18 protein-coding genes are annotated in these 18,246 nt (G+C 63.9%); 8 read left to right on the plus strand and 10 right to left on the minus strand.

From position 1 onward, the window contains the following. Positions 1-213: 213 nt before the first annotated feature. The 4 genes from NKH33_RS19715 to NKH33_RS19730 are packed head-to-tail and all read right to left on the minus strand — an operon-like array spanning position 214 to position 7,042. Entirely contained in the window at positions 214-2,301 is a 2,088-nt protein-coding gene (locus tag NKH33_RS19715; RefSeq protein WP_352770908.1) for a hypothetical protein, read from the minus strand. 3 nt (positions 2,302-2,304) lie between these two features. Next, on the minus strand, positions 2,305-5,127 hold the full coding sequence (locus tag NKH33_RS19720) for a DUF4159 domain-containing protein (RefSeq protein WP_352819910.1): 2,823 nt from the start codon (positions 5,125-5,127) through the stop codon (positions 2,305-2,307). Beyond that, entirely contained in the window at positions 5,124-6,038 is a 915-nt protein-coding gene (locus NKH33_RS19725; RefSeq protein WP_352540998.1) for a DUF58 domain-containing protein, read from the minus strand. The genes NKH33_RS19720 and NKH33_RS19725 overlap by 4 nt, the downstream gene beginning before the upstream one ends. Beyond that, a complete protein-coding gene (locus NKH33_RS19730; RefSeq protein ID WP_352450525.1) occupies positions 6,038-7,042 on the minus strand; it encodes an AAA family ATPase in 1,005 nt (334 codons plus the stop codon). The genes NKH33_RS19725 and NKH33_RS19730 overlap by 1 nt, the downstream gene beginning before the upstream one ends. A gap of 144 nt (positions 7,043-7,186) precedes the next feature. Here NKH33_RS19730 and NKH33_RS19735 point away from each other — a divergent pair, with 144 nt between their 5' ends. The 3 genes from NKH33_RS19735 to NKH33_RS19745 are packed head-to-tail and all read left to right on the plus strand — an operon-like array spanning position 7,187 to position 9,727. After that, complete coding sequence (locus NKH33_RS19735; protein WP_352683969.1) at positions 7,187-7,816, plus strand: DUF1285 domain-containing protein; 630 nt, start codon at positions 7,187-7,189, stop codon at positions 7,814-7,816. Positions 7,817-7,829: 13 nt separating this feature from the next. After that, entirely contained in the window at positions 7,830-8,462 is a 633-nt protein-coding gene (locus tag NKH33_RS19740; RefSeq protein WP_352541101.1) for a CoA pyrophosphatase, read from the plus strand. Continuing rightward, positions 8,459-9,727, plus strand: a complete 1,269-nt coding sequence (locus NKH33_RS19745) for a CCA tRNA nucleotidyltransferase (RefSeq protein WP_352819911.1) — start codon at positions 8,459-8,461, stop codon at positions 9,725-9,727. The genes NKH33_RS19740 and NKH33_RS19745 overlap by 4 nt, the downstream gene beginning before the upstream one ends. 3 nt (positions 9,728-9,730) lie before the next feature. Here NKH33_RS19745 and NKH33_RS19750 read toward each other — a convergent pair whose 3' ends face one another. The 3 genes from NKH33_RS19750 to hemF form a co-directional block, all read right to left on the minus strand. Beyond that, positions 9,731-9,916, minus strand: coding sequence for a DUF1059 domain-containing protein (locus NKH33_RS19750; RefSeq protein ID WP_023679490.1), 186 nt, complete (start codon positions 9,914-9,916; stop codon positions 9,731-9,733). Between the two features lie 280 nt (positions 9,917-10,196). Beyond that, complete coding sequence (locus tag NKH33_RS19755; protein ID WP_352541000.1) at positions 10,197-10,457, minus strand: DUF1344 domain-containing protein; 261 nt, start codon at positions 10,455-10,457, stop codon at positions 10,197-10,199. Between the two features lie 257 nt (positions 10,458-10,714). Then, positions 10,715-11,629: an oxygen-dependent coproporphyrinogen oxidase gene (hemF, locus tag NKH33_RS19760; protein ID WP_352819912.1), complete on the minus strand. Its 915-nt coding sequence runs from the start codon at positions 11,627-11,629 to the stop codon at positions 10,715-10,717. Positions 11,630-11,732: 103 nt separating this feature from the next. Here hemF and NKH33_RS19765 point away from each other — a divergent pair, with 103 nt between their 5' ends. Next, positions 11,733-11,990: a hypothetical protein gene (locus NKH33_RS19765; RefSeq protein WP_023679487.1), complete on the plus strand. Its 258-nt coding sequence runs from the start codon at positions 11,733-11,735 to the stop codon at positions 11,988-11,990. A gap of 6 nt (positions 11,991-11,996) precedes the next feature. Here the strand turns inward: NKH33_RS19765 and NKH33_RS19770 are convergent, their stop codons facing one another. From NKH33_RS19770 to NKH33_RS19780, 3 genes are all read right to left on the minus strand, one after another. Further along, entirely contained in the window at positions 11,997-12,197 is a 201-nt protein-coding gene (locus NKH33_RS19770) for a hypothetical protein (RefSeq protein WP_352819913.1), read from the minus strand. Between the two features lie 43 nt (positions 12,198-12,240). Beyond that, the gene (gene soxR / locus NKH33_RS19775) at positions 12,241-12,687 is read right to left on the minus strand and encodes a redox-sensitive transcriptional activator SoxR (RefSeq protein WP_352541003.1); all 447 of its coding nucleotides are present in this window, start codon (positions 12,685-12,687) and stop codon (positions 12,241-12,243) included. Positions 12,688-12,819: 132 nt separating this feature from the next. Beyond that, positions 12,820-13,278, minus strand: coding sequence for a tRNA (cytidine(34)-2'-O)-methyltransferase (locus NKH33_RS19780; protein ID WP_352541004.1), 459 nt, complete (start codon positions 13,276-13,278; stop codon positions 12,820-12,822). A gap of 283 nt (positions 13,279-13,561) precedes the next feature. On the opposite strand from NKH33_RS19780, the gene NKH33_RS19785 reads away from it, so the two are divergent. The 4 genes from NKH33_RS19785 to NKH33_RS19800 are packed head-to-tail and all read left to right on the plus strand — an operon-like array spanning position 13,562 to position 18,238. After that, positions 13,562-14,104: a hypothetical protein gene (locus tag NKH33_RS19785; RefSeq protein ID WP_352469727.1), complete on the plus strand. Its 543-nt coding sequence runs from the start codon at positions 13,562-13,564 to the stop codon at positions 14,102-14,104. Positions 14,105-14,131: 27 nt separating this feature from the next. After that, positions 14,132-16,021, plus strand: a complete 1,890-nt coding sequence (locus NKH33_RS19790) for an ABC transporter ATP-binding protein (protein WP_352921109.1) — start codon at positions 14,132-14,134, stop codon at positions 16,019-16,021. Continuing rightward, positions 16,018-17,901 carry an ABC transporter ATP-binding protein gene (locus NKH33_RS19795; protein ID WP_352819915.1) on the plus strand — a complete coding sequence of 628 codons (1,884 nt, stop codon included), beginning with the start codon at positions 16,018-16,020 and terminating at the stop codon, positions 17,899-17,901. The genes NKH33_RS19790 and NKH33_RS19795 overlap by 4 nt, the downstream gene beginning before the upstream one ends. A 22-nt stretch (positions 17,902-17,923) precedes the next feature. Further along, on the plus strand, positions 17,924-18,238 hold the full coding sequence (locus NKH33_RS19800) for a DUF6665 family protein (protein WP_352819916.1): 315 nt from the start codon (positions 17,924-17,926) through the stop codon (positions 18,236-18,238). Positions 18,239-18,246: the final 8 nt, after the last annotated feature.

The following is an 18,246-nucleotide window of genomic DNA, read 5'->3' on the forward strand; positions in this document are numbered from 1 at the left end:
CCATCGCGAATCTCCCTGCTCCAACCTCACAACAGAATCACTGATCGGCTTCTGTGCAAAGATCTCCTTGTGGGAGAAGGTGGCCGCGCGAAGCGCGGTCGGATGAGGGGTGTTCCAGCTTGGCAACGACGGCACTCCGTCCAACACCCCTCAACCGTCTTGGCGCTGCGCGCCAATCAACCTTCTCCCACAAGGGGAGAAGGATAAACCGCGTTACCGCCCTTCGCGGTACCACATCGAGCCCATCGCCAGAAGCAGCAGGCCGAGGCCGAGGAAGCCGCCGAACAGCGGCACGCGCGAGACGGCCTTGAGTACGCTGTCGTCGGTGGTGCGCAGGCCGATCCAATCATCGCCGGAGGCAGCGCCCGAGGAACGGACCGGGACTACGGATGGCAGCGTGACGGTGCTGGTGAGAGTGCCAAGTGCTGAGGCCGGCGCCAGCCGGCGAACGCTGCCGCCGGTTGCCTCAGCCGGTGGTTTCAGCCGGTTCTCGGTGGAGACGACGTCGGTGAATTCCGGGGCGTTGACCGGCCCGACATGGGCCAATGCCGTCAGGTCGCCATTGCCGACCTGATAGAGACCGATTTCGTTGGTCTCGACGCTGCCGAGGAAGACGCCTGGTTCGGATTTCTCGAGCCTGACGATCAGTGCCTTGCCGGACGGCGTGATGACTTGCGCCGGGCCGGGGTCGTCGCTCATCGTCTGGCGGCGGATTTCAAGCACCATGCCGCGGCCGTCGGCGGTCAGCCGCTCTTCCTCGAGTTCGGGCTCCTTCATCAGCCAGTGGGCGATGCGCCGGTAGAGCTGGACATGGGGGCCGCCGCCCTCGAAGCCGCGCGCCCACAGCCAGCCTTGGTCGGACAGAAGCATGCCGACGCGGCCTTCGCCCTTGCGGTCGAGCAGCAGCAGCGGCCGGTTGTCGGCGCCCTTCATCACCACCTCGCCCTCGGGGTTCTCGACGCCGATGGTGCGGAACCAGCGGCTCCAGTGCGGCGGCTCGGTCGCGGAGCCGTCGAGCCCACGCGTTACCGGATGACGCTGGCCGGTATCGGTGAGGCGCGGATAGAAGGCCTTGTCGATGACCTCGCCGGTCGGCATTGCCGGCAGCGCCGACATCAGCGGCGTGCGGGCGATCGAGCTTTCGCCGGCATATTCGGGGCCTGCCGCGATCAGTAGCGCGCCGCCCTTTTCGACATACTCGGAGATGTAGTCGTAATAGAGGATCGGCAGCACGTCGCGGTGCTGATAGCGGTCGAAGATGATCAGGTCGAAATCCTTGATCTTCTCGACGAACAGCTCGCGCGTCGGGAAGGCGATCAGCGACAATTCGTTGATCGGCGTGCCGTCCTGCTTTTCCGGCGGGCGCAGGATGGTGAAGTGCACGAGGTCGACCGAAGCGTCGGATTTCAGCAAATTGCGCCAGGTGCGCTCGCCGGCATGCGGTTCGCCGGAAACAAGCAGCACGCGCAGATTTTCGCGGATGCCGTCGATCAGCGCGATGGCGCGGTTGTTGGTGTCGGTGAGTTCGCCCGGCTCGTGGTTGATGGCGAGTTCGACAATGTTGCGCCCGGCGCTGGGAATGGTCACCTGCAGCGGCATCGCCTGGCCGATGTTGGCGTGCTCGACCGATACCTGCTCGCCGTTGACCGATACGCGGACATCGACCGGGCCGGTTTCGTTGTTGGTGGCGATGACGCGATAGGTCATGTCGAGCGGCTTGCCAACGAGGCCGAAGCGCGGCGCATTCTCGAAGCGGATGCGGCGGTCCTTCTCATGCTCGTTGCCGGTAATCAGCGCGTGCAGCGGGGCATTGAAGTCGGGTGCGCCGGACGGCGCGTCATGCACCTCGCCATCGGTGATCATGATGGCGCCGCCGATGCGCGATGGCGGCACGTCGCGGAAAGCATTTTCGAGCGAGGAAAACAACCGCGTCTCGGTGCGCTCGTCAGCGGCTTCGGACTTGCCGGCTTCGACGACACGGACGTCGAACTGCTTGAAGCGGCCGAGACGCTGCTGAAGCCCGGCCAACGCCGCGTCAGTCTGCTTGGTGCGGTCGCCGATATCCTGGCTCTGGCTGCGATCGACGACGACGGCGACGATGCTTTTCAGCGGCTCGCGCTCTTCGTCGAGGAACACCGGATTGAGCAGCGCCGCAGCCAGCGCAATCAGGGCTGCCAGGCGGAAGACCGCGCCGCGCTGGCGAAACCAAAGGCCGGCGAGGGACAGCAGCAGCAGCGGCACCAGAACCACGGCGAGCAGCGGCCAGGTGATGAGCGGTTCGAAGGCGAGCGACCAGTTCATGGTCTATTGCCCCAGCCGTTCGAGCAGCACCGGGACGTGCACCTGATCGGATTTGTAGTTGCCGGTCAGCATGTACATCATAATGTTGACGCCGGCACGCAGCGCATAGATGCGCTGCATCGGATCCGAAGGCACCGTCGGCAATAGCGGGTCGCCATTCTCGTCGACGGCCCAAGCGCCGGCGAAATCATTGGCGGTGATCATGATCGGAGAAACGCCGTCGCCGGTGCGCACCGGGCGGTTCTCGGTGTTGCTGGCTTCGAGCGATGCCTCGACCCAAAGCGGGCTGCCGGCAAAACGGCCAGGAAACTCCGGAAGGATATAGAAGGATTTGGTCAGCACGTGGTCCGACGGCACCGGCTCCAGCGGTGGCACGTTGAGGTTGCCGAGGATGTCGCGCAGCCGCTCCGTCGCCGGGCTGGTCGAATCCGCACCAATGCCATTGGCGAACTGGTCGCGGGTGTCGAACAAGACCGTTCCGCCCTGCTGCATGTAGGCGTCGATGCGGGCGATGGCGGCCTCGCTGGGCATCGGGGCCGAGGGATCGATCGGCCAGTAGATCAGCGGATAGAAGGAAAGTTCGTCCTTCGAGATGTCGACGCCGGCCGGTGCTCCGGGTTCGAGCGCGGTTTTTTCGATAAGAAAGCGGGTCAGGCCTTCGAGCCCGGCGCGGCTGATCGAATCGACACCCGGCTCGCCGGTCAGCACATAGGCGATCCGGGTCTTTGAAATGTCCCCGATCGCCTCCGTATCTCCCGGTTTGGCGTCGTCGGCGCGCGCGACGTCCGCGTGGCCAATCAAAGCGCCGAGCGCAATCAGCAGGACGGCTGCCGTGGCCGCAGCGCCGGCACGGCGCGGCCGGCGCGACAACAGGCCGCCCATCCAGAATACGGCAAGCGTGTCGAGCACCATCAGCACCAGAGCGGCCGTGACAAGCGGACCTTTGAGGTTGTGCTGCTCGTCGAAGGCATACTGGATGGTGGTGACCGGTACCGTGATTTCAGGCCGGGTCAGCGGCGTGAATGCGCTGTCGCCACCGAGCAGATTGTGAGCGAACACTCCCGTCTCCGAGCCGTAGAGGCCGGGCGGGTTTTCCAGCGTCACCGGCAGCGGGCCGGCGCCGGGCACCAGCGGCCTGGCATCCGGCGTCGGCGGCACCAGCGTGCCGTCGGCAGCGATCATGCGATAGGGTGCCAGCGACGTGGCGGCTGCCTCGGCATTGGCGACCGCCGAGCCCTGGTTGCGCGACAATTGCACGATGCGCCGCAGCATCTCGACGAAGCTGCCGGAGATCGGCAGGTTGGACCACGTCGCCTCGGGGGTGACGTGGAACAGTACGAGGGTGCCCTTGTCCTTCTTCATCCCGGTCACCAGCGGCGTACCGTCGGCAAGCGTGGCCCAGGTGCGCTCGACAATGTCGGGCGTCGGCTCGGCCAGCACCTGCCTGGTAACGGTGACCTCGGTCGGCGGCGCGAGGTCGGCGAAGGGACCGGTTTTCGGGAATTCGGTGACCGGCTGCGGCGCCGTCCATGACAGCGCGCCGCCAAGCGATCGCTCGCCGGTGCGCAGCCGGACCGGCAGCAGATCGTCGTCATTGCCGGCAGCGGCCAGCCGCGAACCGGCAAAACGCACCAGCGTGCCGCCCTTGTCGACCCAGTCGACCAGCCTCTGCCGCGCCTGTTCCGGAATGGTGCCGACATCAGCCATGACGATCATCGCCGGTTTCTGGTCGAGCAGTTGCGGGATGGCGTCGGCGAGATCGACGCTCGACGGCTCGACGAGATCGGCGAAGGGCTGCAGGGCGCGGCGAATGTAGTAGAGCGGCGACAGCAGCGGTTGCGCCTGATCAGCCTCGGACTGCGACAGCAGCCCGACGCGGCGGCGTTTTGAGCTCTCATCGAGCACGCGGACGGCACCGGCCTGGCGCTCGCCATCGAGCGCGATGTAGGCGAAGTCGTTGCGCAGTTCGAACGGCACCGCCATCGTGCCGGTTGCGGTGGTTCCGCCCGGGGCAAAGGTCAGCGTCGCGTCGGCAATGCGGCGCCCCTTGTCGTCGAACGCGCCGGCCGTCACCTGTGCAGGTGCCGGATCGCCCGGTGCGCGGATGGCGGTCAGGGCGAAGCCGTCGACCTGGTTGTCGGCGCCGGTCAGGCCGGTCAGCGACAGCCGGTCGGAGACGGCCCAGACGACACGTGCCGCGTTCTTTGACAACAACGTGTTGAAGGCGGCTTCGTCGCCTTGCGCCGCCAAGCCATCGGCGAGCACTGCGACGCTTGCGCCCGGCAGCGACTCCAGGGCTGACGCGACGCGGGCGTAGACGGCGGGGCGGTCGGTCGGGATCGGCCGCGGCTTTGCCGCGCGCAGCCGGTCGAGCGCGGCAGCGGCATCGAAGGGACCGATCTCGGCATTCGGCTTCTCGGCGGTGAAAGCGATGAGCACCGGCACGCCGTTCGAATTGGCATCGGCGATCAGCCGCTCGGCGGTGGCGACCCGCTTGCCCCAGTCGGCGGCACTTGCCCAGTCATTGTCGATCACCAGCGCCAGGGCGGCGCCTTCGGCCGGCAGCTTTTCGCGCGGGTTGAAGACGGGTTCGGCAAGTGCTGCCACGACAAGCGCGGCCATCAGCAGCCTGAGCAGCGTCAGCCACCAAGGGCTCTGCTGCGGCGTTTCTTCGCGCCTCAGCACGCGGGCGAGAATCCTGAGCGGCGGAAACACCTCGGCTTGCGGCCTGGGCGGGGTCAGCCGCAGAAGCCACCAGATCACCGGCAGCGCCAGCAGGCCCCACAGCACCATCGGCGCCCCGAAGGAGAGCGGCAGCCAACTCATGCGCGGGCCCTCCCGGCAAAGCTGCCTTCGGCGGTCATCGCCATGTGGATGCGCACCAGCGCCTCGGAGGCAAGGCGATCGGTATGATTGACGGTAAAGCTCCAGCCAAGCCGTTTGCACCAGGCGGCCAGTTCCTGGCGGCGGGCGGCATAAAGCAGGCGATATTCCTCGCCCAGCATTTCGGCGCGGCCGGCGGTCAGCTTGTCGCCGGTCTCAGGATCGGTGAATTCGGTGCGCCCGGCATAGGGGAAGCTTTCCTCGGCCGGATCGGCGACCTCGACCAGATGGGCGCGCACGCCGTGGCGGGCGGGAACGTCCAGCCACGCAATAGTGTCCTCGACGGGGTCGAGGAAATCGCTGACGAGGACGATGTCGCAGAACCGGCGAATGCCGGATAGATCGGGCTTTGCCGGCAGGTCGCCGGCGTGCATCAGTTGCGCCGCGATGCGCTCGGCGCCATTGCGGGCGGTGAACGGGTCGGTCAGGCCCGGCCAGGCAATGCGCTCGCCGCTGCGCGACAAAAGCTCGGCCATGGCCAACGTCAGCACCAGGGCGCGCGATTCCTTGGAAACGCTGGCCCCGGTCGATTTGTAGAGCATGGAAGGCGAGGGATCGGCCCACAGCCACACCGTGTGGGCAGCCTCCCATTCACGGTCGCGGACATAGGTGTGGTCGTCGCGAGCGGAACGGCGCCAGTCAATGCGCGAGGAATCGCCTTCGACATAGGGCCGGAACTGCCAGAAATTCTCGCCGATACCGCGCTTGCGGCGGCCATGCCAGCCGGCAATTACCGTGTTGACGATGCGGCGCGCCTCGACCAGCAGGTCCGGCACCAACGAAGCCCGCAACCGGCCTCTGGCGAGCGCATCGCGCGTCGCTGCCGGTGCCTGCGCTTCACCGATGCGCGCCATCAAATCCCTTTCGCGAGCTTCGCCACAACATCGCGAACCGTGGTGCCCTCGGCGCGGGCGGCGAAGGTAAGCGCCATGCGGTGCTGCAGCACCGGCTCGGCCAGCGCGCGGACGTCGTCGACCGACGGCGCCAGCCGGCCGTCATAGAGGGCGCGGGCGCGGGTGCACAGCGTCAGCGCCTGGCTGGCGCGCGGGCCTGGGCCCCAGGCGACGTGCTTGTCGGTATCGGCGTTGCCCTGGCCGGGGCGCGCTGAGCGCACCAGCTTGAGGATCGCCTCGACGACGCTTTCCGGCACCGGCATACGGCGGATGAGCGTCTGGATGTCCTTCAGCCGCGCCGGCTGCAGCACGTTTTCAGCCTTGGCATCCTCGATACCGGTGGTTTCCAGCAGGATGCGGCGCTCCGCCTCGATCTCGGGGTAGAGGATATCGACCTGCATCAGGAAGCGGTCGAGCTGCGCTTCCGGCAGCGGATAGGTGCCTTCCTGCTCCAGCGGGTTCTGCGTCGCCAGAACGTGGAACGGTGACGGCAGATCATGGCGCACGCCGGCAATGGTGACGTGGTATTCCTGCATCGACTGCAGCAGCGCCGACTGGGTGCGTGGCGAGGCGCGGTTGATCTCGTCGGCCATCAGCAGTTGCGCAAAGATCGGCCCGGAAATGAAGCGGAAGGAGCGCTTGCCGAATTCATCCTGCTCCATCACTTCGGAGCCGAGAATGTCGGATGGCATCAGGTCGGGCGTGAACTGGATGCGGCGCGAATCGAGGCCGAGCACGATGCCCAGCGTTTCGACCAGCTTGGTCTTGGCGAGGCCGGGCACGCCGACCAGCAGTGCATGGCCGCCGGCCAGCAATGCGACGAGCGTGCGCTCGACGACGCTTTCCTGGCCGAAAATGACCCGGCCGACGCCGTCACGGACCCTCGAAATGTCGGCCAGCGCTTTCTCGGCCTGCGCCACCATGTCCTTTTCGCTGATTGGGCTTTCCTTGATCATAACGCTCATGCAGCATCGATCCTTCTGTTGGAAACACCGCTTGGCACCTTGGTGCCGCAGAGAATGCCGCGATTCGGCTTCGCATGCGCCTGCAATGAACTTAAATCACAGACTTAGGCTGACAAGCGGAACAACAGTGACTATTTCGTGACCATGACGGAAGCCGCCGACCATCGTGAAGAGAGCCTGACGGCCGCGACCGAGGCGCGGGGGCTGGAAGCGCTGGTCTCGCGCGCGACGCGCGCCGGTAAGGGGCCGGCGCCGGTGGAACGCTGGAATCCGGCATTTTGCGGCGATCTCGACATGGAAATCAAGCAGGACGGCACCTGGTTCTATCTGGGAACGCCGATCGGCCGGATGCCGCTGGTGCAGCTTTTTTCCTCAGTGCTGCGCAAGGACGTGGACGGCAGGACTTACCTGGTGACGCCGGTGGAAAAGGTCGGCATCCGCGTCGCCGACGCGCCCTTCATTGCCGTCGAGATGGACGTGTCGGGCGCCGGCGACGGACAAATCATCACCTTTCGCACCAATGTCGGCGACGTGGTCGAGGCTGGGGCGGGACACCCGCTGCGCTTCGTCGATGAGGACGAGACAGGTGGCCTGAAGCCTTATGTGCTGGTGCGCGGGCGGCTGGAGGCGCTGGTGGCACGGCCGGTGATGTACGAGCTGGTCGAGCACGGCGAAGAGATCGACATCGGTGGCAAGAGGATGTTTGCCGTCCGTTCCAAAGGCGAGGTCTATCCAATCATGCCGGCTGAGAAACTGAAACGGCTGAGCGCATGATGGACCGCCTATGATGGATCAGGTGATGCCGTTGCCGTTTTCCGTTGCCGGGTTTCGCCAGCGCGTCGCGGCGCAGCCGCTGGCGCATGCCGGCGACGATTTTGGCGACCACCGCTTCAATCCGGGCCATCCCAGGCTGAAGCTGGCCAAGGCGCTGCGCGATGCCGCCGTGCTGATCCCGGTGGTCGATCATGGCCATGAAGCCACGGTCCTTTTGACCAGGCGGGCCGAAAAGCTGCGCAACCATTCGGGGCAGGTGGCTTTCCCCGGTGGTACCATCGATCAAACCGATGCGAGCCCGGAAGCGGCGGCGTTGCGCGAGACATTCGAGGAGATCGGTCTCGATAGGGATTACATCGAGATCGTCGGCCGTCTGCCGGACTACGTTTCCGGCAGCGGCTATCGCATCGCCCCGGTGCTCGGGATTGTGCGGCCCGGTTTCAGCCTGACGCTGAATTCCGACGAAGTCCATGCCGTCTTCGAGGTGCCGCTGGGCTTTCTGATGGACCCCGCCAACCACACCAGAGACAGTCGCATGTGGAACGACCTCGAATGGTTCTATTACGAGATGCCCTATGGCGGCCAGCGCATCTGGGGCGTCACCGCGGGCATCATCCGTACGCTTTATGAAAGGCTCTATTCGTGAGCGATCCAGTGTCGATCGCGGGCAAGGCCGGGTGGCTCGGCGAACGCCACCTGCAGCGCCTGCTCGCGGCGCTGACTGATGGCGGCGAGGAGGCGCGTGTCGCCGGCGGTGCGGTGCGCAACACGCTCATCGGCCAGCCGGTCGCCGACATCGACATCGCCACCACCACGGTGCCCGAGGAAACCATCCGGCGCGCCGAGGCGGCAGGCTTCAAGACGGTACCGACCGGCATCGAGCATGGCACAGTCACCGCGGTCGGCCACGGCAAGGCCTATGAGGTCACCACGCTGCGTGCCGATATCGAAACCGACGGCCGGCGCGCCAAAGTGTCGTTCGGCCGCGACTGGAAAGCCGACGCTGAGCGGCGTGATTTCACCATCAATGCACTCTATGCCGAAGCCGATGGAACGGTCGTCGATCTGGTCGGCGGTATCGCCGATATCGAAGCGCGGAGGCTGCGATTCATCGGCGATCCGGAAGCCCGTATCCGCGAGGATTATCTGCGCATCCTGCGTTTCTTCCGTTTCTTCGCATGGTATGGCGACGGTAGGCCGGATGCCGAAGGGTTGAAGGCTTGTGCTCGGCTGAAGCAGGGGCTCGACCAGCTTTCGGTCGAGCGCGTCTGGTGGGAATTGAAGAAATTGCTGTCGGCGCCAGATCCGTCGCGGGCGCTGCTGTGGATGCGCCAGGCCGGCGTTCTGACCGCCGTTTTGCCGGAAAGCGAGAAATGGGGCATCGATGCCATCCACGGGCTGACCAAGACCGAGAAGGACCTGGCCTGGGCGCCGGACCCGCTGCTCAGGCTGGAATCCATCGTGCCGCCGGATGCCGCGCGCATGAAAACGCTTGCCGAGAGATTGAGGCTTTCCGTGAGCGAAGCAAGCCGGCTGCGGAATTGGGCGATCACGGCTGCCGTCGATCCGAAAACGACTGAAGGAGAGTTGGCGAAAAGGCTTTATTTTGGCGACCGCCAAGGCTTTGTCGACCGGTTGCGGCTGTTGCTCGCTTCCGCTCGAGCCCGCGCGGTCGAAGACAATGACGCACTGCTCGAAGCCGGCGGCTTCTCGCGCCTGCTTGCCTTCGCTGCAAAATGGCAAAACCCTGTTTTTCCGGTCAAGGGCGCCGATCTGACGACGCTTGGCGCATCACCGGGGCCGAAGCTTGGTGCAACGTTGAAGAATCTCGAAAAGGAATGGGTCGAGTCCGGTTTTGCGCTTGATCGCGGCGCGCTGCTCAAGCGCGCCGCGGAGGCACTCGAATCCTGACCGTCACGCTGCGTCGCGGACCTTTTCGATGCGCGAGCGGATCGCCTCGATCATCGTCTCGCGGATCACCGTCTCGCCGTGCGTCTCGCGCAGATGCTCGACGGCACGGCGCATGACCTCAGCCTCCTCCTCGGCGCGTGTGTGCCACTCGCAGCCGGGTACGAGCGACCCGCAATGGAATTCCTTCATCGGCTTCTCCTCATCTCCTCCTTGGAGCGCCGCGCAGCGCACTGACACGGAAGCTCCAGACCTTTGATTGCGCGATCCGGAAACCGCGTACGGTATCCGGGCTACACGCTGGCCAGCTAAGCATAACACGATCGAACGGTTTTGGTTGCCTTAGAGTGCCGTGCGTCCAAGCCGACACGCGGCCCTCTGGTGATCGGGTTGCGAAAAGGCGGAGCATCGCTGCTCCGCCCTCTTACGCCACCCAGGAGTAAGACCTCGTCTTGCTCCAGCGGGCAGGACATCACTTCACGATCTTGACTGCCTCGGCAATTTTATCCTTGCCGCTCATATCCCACGTGACGCGGACCTTTTCGCCGACCTTCAGGCCAGGATCCTTGAAGGTCTGGGGCAACGTAAAGGTGGCTCCGTTATCCAGAACTAGGCTCATCGCCGTTCCATCAAAGCTTTTGATCGTGCCGGTGGTGTGCTTGACCGCAGCGAATGCGGCAGTACCAGAGGCGAGAACGGCAGTGGCGGCTGCGGTCATAATAAGCTTGCGCATGGCATGCTCTCCTGGAAAATACGGGCACCGCTTGGGAAAGGTGCCCGATTCAATCATGGGCCGTCCGGTCACGTCGGGTCGCGGCTCTCGGGAGTAAAGAACCGCCGGCGTTTCCCGGCCCGACGCGACAAATAGCCCAATCTTTACAATGATATATTAGACGAAAAAGATATTTTCTGGCGCGTCTTGCGCCACATTCGCCGTCAAATTCTGGGGATTTGGACCCGATTGCGGCTCACGTCGTGCTCACCGAGATTTTACGGCCATTTCGCTTCTGGCGGCAGGCTGGACAGGATCGAGGCGACATTGCCGCCGGTCTTTAGCCCGAAGATGGTGCCGCGATCGTGAAGCAAGTTGAATTCGACATAACGGCCGCGGCGGATGAGCTGCTCGTCACGGTCGCCATCGGTCCAGTTGTCATTGAAGTTGGCGCGCACCAGATGTTCGTAGACGACGAGAAAAGATCGCCCGACGTCCTGGACGAAGTTGAAATCGGCGTCCCAGCCGCCTTTGTCCTCATCCGAATGCAGCCAGTCGAAGAAGATACCGCCGGTACCGCGTGGCTCGTCACGGTGCGGCAGGTAGAAGTACTCGTCGCACCAGGCTTTGAATTTCACGTAGTCGGCGATCGCCGCGTTCTTCTCGCAGGCAAATTGCATCGCTCTGTGGAAGGTGATCGTGTCGGGGTCGTCCTGGCTGCGGCGGCGGTCGAGCACCGGTGTCAGATCGGCGCCGCCGCCGAACCACTGGCGCGAGGTGACGACCATGCGCGTGTTCATATGCACGGCCGGCACGTTGGGGTTCCACGGATGGGCGATCAGCGAAATGCCGCTTGCCCAGAAGGAGGGGTCCTCTTCGGCGCCCGGCATCTGCTTCCTGAATTCGGGGGAGAACTCGCCGTGGACGGTCGAGGTGTGGACGCCGACCTTCTCGAAGACGCGGCCGTGCATCATCGACATGATACCGCCGCCGCCCTTGCCGGCATCGCGTTGCCACGGCGTCTTTTCGAAGCGGCCGGGCGACCAGCTAGCCTGCGGCCCCTGCAGGTCCTGCTCGATCTGCTCGAAGCTGGCACAGATGCGCTCGCGCAACGTCTCGAACCACAGCCGTGCCTTCGTCTTCTTCTGTTCGATGTCGGCTGGCAGCCCCGCCGGTATCTCGGGTCGTTGCAAATCCTGTCTCCGGTTGCGGGCGCGCCCGACAAATGACTCGTCTTTTCCGGCCGCGATCCCTAATCTCTTGGGTGCAAGGGTCAAGTGTGAATGGAGTTCTTTCGTGCGCACCCCGGCAAGACCGCCGCTGGATGGCCTGAAGAAGAGGCTCGACCGTTCGCGCGCCGAGAACGCGCGCATGCCGCGCGACGGCTTCCTGCGCGAGACCTTCGTGCTGCCGCGCTCCGACGCTCGTCTCAAGGCGAAGGAATGGTTCGAGCGCTTTCCCAAGCAGGCCTATTGGACCGAGATCGAAAGCTGGTTCGAGCGGCCGGGCGACGTGATCGAGTTCACGATACGACGGTTGCCGGCAGCAGATTAAGGGATGTCACGACAAAAATAGATCGCGCAATTTTGGAGAATCTAGAATTAGGTTCTCACCAAGTAGCTTGCCGAATTTTTCGAAGCCCATTTTCTGCGCCTCATCGAAGCTCAAGGACGTATAGGGCGTTGGCATGCCGCCGGAATCGATCCGATAGATCACGATGAGCTGTGTCTCTTCTTCTGCTTGGATTAGATGTCCCAGCACTGAGGTTCCCTTCCGTATCGCACCATAATCGCACTGCTTCCATTTAGGATGCAACAATCAGCCGCCGCGCCCCGGTCCCCTCCCTTGCCAGCCGGTCGCCCTTGTTCCTCAACGGGCACTTGTCGATCGACATGCAGCCGCAGCCGATGCAGTCGGTCAGCCCGTCGCGCAGTTTCTTCAGCTGGGCGATCTTGTGGTCGAGCCCGTCGCGCCAGGCGGTCGAAAGCAAGTTCCAATCCTCGCGCGTCGGCGTCCGGCCCTCAGGCAGTGACGCAAGGGCCGTGCCGATCTCGGCCAGTGAGATACCGACCTCCTGCGCTACCTTGATGATCGCGACACGGCGCAGCACGTCGCGGCCGTAGCGCCGCTGGTTGCCTGACGTCCGGTGGCTGCGGATCAGCCCGCGGGCCTCATAGAAATGTAGCGCCGACACCGCCACACCGCTGCGCATGGCCACTTGGCCGACCGTCAATTCCGTTACCGGTGCCATCCCTCTTTTTCCGTTCCGATTTTTTCGCTTGACCTAAAGTTAAGTTGAGCTTGTAGCGAAGAAACCCGGGATCTGCAAACCAAGGAGATGGTGATGTGCGCCTGGGCCAGGATGACGGGAGACGGAGTGCCGTTATCCGAGTTGCCGGATGGCTTCACCCGCCACCATGGCGACGGAAAGCGCGACGTTGATGCTGCGCGCAGCGTCTTGCATGGGAATGGTCAATTGGGCATTCGCCGCTTGATGAACAAGATCCGGAACGCCTGCGGATTCGCGGCCGAACAGAAGAATGTCGTCATCGCCGAAGGCGAAGCTGGTGTAAGGGGTCGTGGCTTTGGTCGACAGCAGCACCAGCCGCCGCTTGGCAAGCTTGCGCCAGTCCTCGAAGGCGTGCCAGTCGACGTGCCGGGTGAGCGCCGCCATTTCGAGGTAGTCCATGCCGGCCCGTTTCAGCGCCCGGTCACCGAGCGGGAAGCCCGCCGGTTCGATGATGTCGACGCCGAGACCGAGGCAAGCGGCGAAGCGCAGGATTGTCCCGGTGTTGCCGGCGATATCAGGCTGGTAGAGCGCGATGCGGAGACGGTCGTTCATTTCCGCGTCTTTCTAATAAGTGGCAGATCAGCCACAGAGCTCTCGCGGTTTCGGAAATTCCTGGACTGGCGGGTGGTCATTTTCTGCGAAGTCGGTTATACGGCCAGCATTGTCAACCCGAACCGACGGAGGGGTAATTCATGATGGCCATGCACATCCACCACCCCTCTCGTGGGCTTACCAGCCCGACGGCGGTTTCGGTACGACGATTCTCCTGACCTTCTAGACTTCAATCGCACCGATTCCCGCCGAAACCTTTTTCGGCCTTTGAAGGAATCCTGCGATGTTTTTCAAGCTGTGGAAGGGGCTGAACGCCCCACCTGAACACGCTTCGACCGATGCCACCTTTGCCGCGCCGCGCGTGCCCGCGGCCTGGGTTGGTTCACCCTTCTACCTGCATCTTCAACTGGAGGACGGACCGATGTTCGATCCCTGTAGAATACCCGGCTCAAGAAGCCTGCACGAGCGGAAGACTGCGACCTGGGCGCTTTTGATCGGCGAGACCTACTCGTCGGCGGTTCACGCCGAGACCCGCCGGCGTCCGCATCGCGGTATGCTGCCGGACGTCGATTTCTCGCGCGCCGTTCCGGACTATAGCCGGCCGTCGCTGGTGCGCCGGATCATCAGGCTGATCCGGCCTGGTGCAAAAACCAGCGCGAAAATCCGGATCGTCAAAACGTCGTCAGCATCGTCAAACGAGACTGTCGGCGAAAGGCCCGCGACAACCTATATAGCGCGAAGCAGGACCGGCGAGGCGGACGATTCCGTATCGCCGGTCCTTGACGCCATGCGGTCTGGGCACCCCGTCCGTTCGCGTGCCGCGTGAGCGGAAACAGGTATTGTGAGCATCTCTATGTTTAGCTGGTTTGAAAAAAGGCTCGATCCGTTCCCTGCCAAGGAGCCGGTCGAGCCGCCGCGGACACTGATCGCCTTCTGCGTGCATTATACGCGCGGCGCGTGGCCCTACATCGCTCTCGATGCGGTACTGGTGACGGCCATCGCCCTTGCCGAGGTGTGGATGTTCGGCTTCATGGGCCGGATCGTCGACTGGCTGTCCGGACAGAATCGCGAGACGTTCCTGCAGACCGAAGGCTTGAAGCTGGCCGGGATGGCCTTCATCGTGGTTTTCGCGCTGCCGGCGACGGTCTGGTTCCATTCGCTGCTCAACCAGCAGACGCTGATGGGTAATTATCCGATGCGTATCCGCTGGCAGGTGCATCGTTACCTGCTCAAGCAGTCGATGAGCTTCTATCAGGACGAGTTTGCCGGGCGCATCGCGACCAAGCTGATGCAGACCGCGCTCGCGGTGCGCGAGTGCGTCATCAAGCTCATCGATGTGCTCAACTATATCGTCGTCTATTTTCTCGGCATGCTGTTCATTGTCGGCTCGGCAGACTGGCGGCTGGCTGCGCCGCTTGCCGTCTGGCTTGCCGGATATGTCCTGCTGTTGCGCTATTTCATCCCGCGGCTGGGCAAGGTCGGCGAGGAGCAGGCTAATGCGCGCTCAACCATGACCGGCCGTGTCGTCGACAGCTACTCCAACATCCAGACGGTCAAGCTGTTCTCGCATGCGCGGCGCGAGGCATCCTTCGCCAAGGACGGTATGGCCGGCTTTCTCGATACAGTCTACCGGTCGATGCGGTTGGTGACGCAGCTCTACGGCCTGCTCTACGTCCTGAATTCGCTGCTGTTGTTTTCGGTCACTGCAATCTCGCTATGGCTGTGGCTCGGCCAAGTCGTGACGATCGGCGCCGTCGCCCTGGTCATCGGCCTCGTGCTTCGGCTCTGGGGCATGTCGCAATGGATCATGTGGGAGATGTCCACGCTGTTCGAGAATATCGGCACGGTGCAGGACGGCATCGCCTCGATCTCGCTGCCGCGCCTCGTCGAAGACCGGCCTGGCGCCAACGATATTGCCGTGACCAAGGGGGAGATCCGTTTTGAGGACATCCGCTTCCACTATGGCAAGCAGAAGGGCGTGATCGAAAGCCTGTCGCTGACGGTGAAGCCGGGCGAGAAGGTCGGCATCGTCGGCCGTTCGGGTGCCGGCAAGTCGACGCTGGTCAATCTTCTGTTGCGCTTCTATGACCTCGAAAGCGGCAAGGTCCTGATCGACGGCCAGGACATTGCGGCGGTGACGCAGGACTCGCTGCGCGCCCAGATCGGCATGGTCACGCAGGACACCTCGCTGCTGCATCGCTCGGTGCGCGAGAATATCCTCTATAGCCGGCCGGACGCCAGCGACCAGATGCTGATCGAGGCGGCGCGGCGCGCCGAGGCGCTGGATTTCATCGCCGGATTGTCGGATTCTAACGGTCGAAAGGGTTTCGACGCGCATGTCGGTGATCGCGGCGTCAAATTGTCCGGCGGCCAGCGGCAACGCATCGCCATAGCCCGTGTCATGCTGAAGGACGCACCAATCCTTATCCTCGACGAAGCGACCTCCGCCCTCGATTCCGAGGCCGAGGCGGCCATCCAGGAGAACCTCTACAGACTGATGCAAGGCAAGACCGTCATCGCCATTGCGCACCGGCTGTCGACGATCGCCGCCATGGACCGGCTCGTCGTTATGGACAAGGGCCGCGTCATCGAGGAAGGTTCGCATGAGGAACTGGTTGCCAGCGGCGGGCTCTATGCCCAGCTCTGGCAGCGCCAGTCGGGCGGCTTCCTGCTCGACGACGGCCCCTCCGCCAACGATGCAGCCGCCAACGATGCAATCGCCAAGGGTGAAGCCGCCGAATGATGACTGCCATCTACCGCTGGTTCGAGAACTGGGTCTATCCATTCCGCGAGCCTGCGGACCTTCGCCCACCTGCCGGCGTCAGGGGTTTCCTCTGGCATTATGTCGGGCAGGCGAAGATCGCCTTCTTCGCCATGCTGGTGATCGGCGGCATCGCGCCACTGGTCGAAGCCGGACTGTTCTATTTCGTCGGGCGGCTGGTCGACATCCTCGACCAGCTTCCCGGTGAACGCAGCTGGCACGCTCTGTGGACTGCCGCCGGCCCGGAACTTGTCTTCATGATCGCGGTGGTGCTGGTCATCCGCACCATTGTCGTCGGCCTGTCGGCGCTGGTCGACGAGCAGACGATCACGCCGGGTTTCTATAATCTGGTGCGCTGGCAGGCGCATCGCCATGTCTCGCGCCAATCCTACGCCTTCTTCCAGAACGACTTTGCCGGGCGTATCGCGACCAAGGTCTGGCAGGCGGGACAGGCGACCGGCGATCTGATGGAAAGCTTCATCGAGGTGGTCTGGTTCATGGTCGTCTATACGGTGACGACGCTGGCGCTGGTCGCCGGGCTCGATCTCCGGCTGGCGGTGCTGGTGGTGATCTGGATTACCGCCTTCGGCTTTCTGGCCAGGCGCTATTTGCCGGCAATCCGCAAACATGCCGAAGCCACCGCCGAAGCCGGCTCGATGATCACCGGCCGCCTTGTCGATTCCTATTCGAACGTGCAGACGTTGAAACTGTTCTCGGCCGATGGCGACGACCGCTACATCAGGAACGGCTTCGACATCTATCTCGACGCGCTGCGCCCGTTCACCCGCAGGCTGACCGGCGTGCGCATGGCGCTGACGATGCTGTCGGGCATTATGATCACGGCGATCGCCTGCTTTGCCGTTTATCTCTGGGTCGAGGGTGCGATCACAGTCGGCGCCGTGGCTTTCACGCTGTCTTTGGTGCTGCGGCTGAACATGCTGCTCGGCCGGCTGATGATGCAGCTCAACGGCATCTTGCGGAACCTCGGCGTGCTGGAGAATTCCAAGGCGCTGATCTCACAGCCGCTCGGCCTGACCGATGCGCCGGACGCGAAAGAGCTTGTCGTCGGCGGCGGGCGCATCAACGTCAGCAATGTGGAGTTCCACTACGGCAAGGGGTCCGGCGTGCTCAACGGCATCGACCTCGTCGTGCGGCCGGGCGAAAAGGTCGGCCTGGTCGGCCCGTCCGGCGCCGGCAAGACGACCTTGGTCAATCTGATCCTGCGCCTCTACGACCTCGAGAGCGGCAAGATCACCATTGACGGGCAGGACGTCTCCAGGGTCACGCAGAATTCGCTGCGCGCCAATATCGGCGTCGTCAGCCAGGATACGGCACTTTTCCACCGCTCGCTGCGCGACAACATCAAGCTCGGCATGCCGGAAGCGACCGACGCCGAGGTGGTCGCGGCAGCGAAGAAGGCCGAGGCGCACGAGTTCATCCTCGGTCTGCGCGACAATCGCGATCGTATCGGCTACGAGGCCTATGTCGGCGAGCGCGGCGTCAAGCTCTCCGGCGGCCAGCGCCAGCGCGTGGCGATCGCCCGCGTCTTCCTCAAGGATGCGCCGATCCTGGTGCTCGATGAGGCGACCTCGGCGCTCGATTCCGACATCGAGGCGGCGATCCAGGAAAATCTGGCAAGGCTGATGGAAGGCAAGACGGTCATCGCCATCGCGCATCGGCTGTCGACCATTGCGGCACTCGACCGGCTGGTGGTGCTCGACGAGGGCCGCATCGTCGAGCAAGGCACGCATGACGAGCTGGTCGGGCTCGACGGGCTCTATGCCAGGCTGTGGAAGCGGCAGTCCGGAGGTTTCCTGTTCAACGAGGAGAGCGCGCTGGCCGAGACCCGGCCGGCGGAGTAGTTTCTAAAGACCGGAGTAGACCATGGCGGTGAGAATGCCATCGAATTTCGGACGGTCCGGCGCGCAGGAGAGCGCGTTGGACCTGCTTGGCCATGAAATCCTCGGCGAGAAGGCGGCCGCGCTCGGCCGCGCCGGCCGGCGCGTCGAGGAAACATTGACGAGGCTGCGCGAGAATTGCGACGATGTCGACCGCGCCCGGCTGCTCAGGGATGCAGCCGAAGCGGTGCACGGGTATTTCATCCAGCGCGAACTCTGCGGCCTTCGCAAGCACGACGCGGTGATCCGGGAATACAACATTCCCAACGCCGTGCTGGCCAGGCTCGGCGCCAGCGCATGATCCGAACC

The organism is Mesorhizobium sp. M1182 (assembly GCF_040318335.1).
Lineage (GTDB): Bacteria > Pseudomonadota > Alphaproteobacteria > Rhizobiales > Rhizobiaceae > Mesorhizobium.